The sequence below is a fragment of the Rummeliibacillus sp. POC4 genome, assembly GCF_003576525.1.
In the GTDB taxonomy this organism is placed as follows: domain Bacteria; phylum Bacillota; class Bacilli; order Bacillales_A; family Planococcaceae; genus Rummeliibacillus.
Window position 1 is genome coordinate 1 of the sequence record NZ_QWUA01000140.1, and the last position, 1,872, is coordinate 1,872.

At 36.9% G+C, this 1,872-nt stretch carries 1 protein-coding gene and 1 pseudogene; both read right to left on the reverse strand.

Features of this window, described 5'->3' with window-relative positions:
- Positions 1-108 precede the first annotated feature (108 nt).
- Positions 109-1,569, reverse strand: a complete 1,461-nt coding sequence (locus tag D1606_RS18295) for an IS1182 family transposase (RefSeq protein WP_119417436.1) — start codon at positions 1,567-1,569, stop codon at positions 109-111.
- Between the two features lie 72 nt (positions 1,570-1,641).
- Positions 1,642-1,872: pseudogene (locus D1606_RS19170) on the reverse strand (hypothetical protein); the annotation flags it as partial.

Here is a 1,872-nt window from a genome sequence, read left to right on the forward strand (position 1 = left end):
AGGGCACTGAAAAACTTGCGTTTTTTAGTTGTGTAAATGAAATTCAATACAAAAAAAGCCAATTGCCGTCTTATTTGGACGGCAATTGGCTTTTTCTTCGTCTCTTTTTTACTCTTTTTCGCTCAGAAACTTTAATATTCGCTTGAGGTTAACTACAAATATCGCTGTAGCTCCTTGAATCTCCATGCCAAACAGACCTGATGATGATGCTGTATCATACCCATGTCTATGTTTGAGTTCACTATTCTTCGCTTCAATTTTATACCGGGATTTTGCTTTTCTTTTAAATTCATCGGTTTCTTGGAATGCTTCCTGGTCTTTGTGTTCTGTAGATTTGATTGTCGTAGAATAAGTCTTACTTTTCGCTCCTTCTTTATAACAACCTTCACGGGTAGGACAGACTTTGCATTTTTCAATATCAAAATAATAAGTTTGTTTTTGATTTTTTCCTACGTTTTTCTTATTTGTTCGTGCTTTCCTAATTGCCATATGACCAGCTTTACAAACATACATTCCTGCATCTTTGTTAAACTCAAATTCTTCTTCTTTCGTTCGCATACCTTGTGTAATTAGCGGGTTTAATTTTGATACTAATTCAAGATGATGTTCTTTTGCATAGCGGATATTATCTTTTTCAGAATAAGCTGTGTCTCCAATGACTGTCTCGACTTTCATCCCTGTTTCTTGGCTTTTTTCAATTAACTTTTGTAGGTATTTTCCATCACTTTTTTCTCCTGTCGTCACAATGGCAGCTGTAATAATTCGTTCATCACTCATCGCGATATGTGTCTTGTAGCCAAAGAAAGAAGAGTCAGAAGTTTTGTGCCCAACACGTGCATCTGGATCATTGGAATAGCTAAGTTGTTCTGTGTAATCTTCTACTACTTCCTTTAGCACATTTAATTTTTCCTTAACGGCAGGAATCTCAGCAATGTGTGGTTCTGTTTCAATCACAGTAATAACTTGACGGCAATAATCTAACTCATCCTTCACTTCGTTAGAAGTAGTTTTCGGTGGGAATTTTGTTTTCATCGATTCATCGATTTGATAGACAGCTTTTCGAACAGTTTTGGATTTTTCCTGTAAAAATTCTTTCGGTGATTTTTGATTATAACGTGCTTTCGTATGTGTGGCATCCACGATGATTGATTTACTTTTAATGATTTCTTTTTCCAATGCAATCTCGACTGTTTTCCCAATTAGCATATCTAATAAACCCTCGTCTGGAAGACGGAGTTTACGGAATTTTGTTAGAGAACTTGGGTCAATCACAGAATCTTCTGGAGCCATATCGAGGAAATATTTAAACGACATATCATATTTAGAACGTTCTACTACATCTACATCTGATAAATCAAAAATGGATTTAAGCATTAAATATTTGAACATCCGAATGGGGGACACTGCATTGCGACCATTATCAAGACAATATTTTGTTTTTAGTTCCTCGAGGATAAAAGTAAAATCTACAAGTTCATTGATTTTTCGAAGCATATTTTCCTTAGGTACCACCATATCGTATATTGCCATGAATGGGCTAAGATTGAGAGATTCTTGGTTTGAAATCATTGGGTACACCACCTACATTTACTTCATTTAATTATACAGGAAAGAAGTTGCTTTTTTGAGAGTAATAATCTTTTAGAGAAGAAAAAATAGTGGATTGGAGTGGAAGGCAGCGACTCCAGCGGGAACAGCACGAGCTGAAGCACCCGGACTGAGCGTAGCGAGGGAGAAGGCTGAAGCCGTGCCCGCGGAAAGCGTCTGCCTGGAACGGAAATCCACGGCTTCAAATGAAAAAAGCGAGTATGAGAACGAATTGATTGTTCTCATACTCGCAATAAAAATCAGAAAGGACTTTTTCAGTGCCCT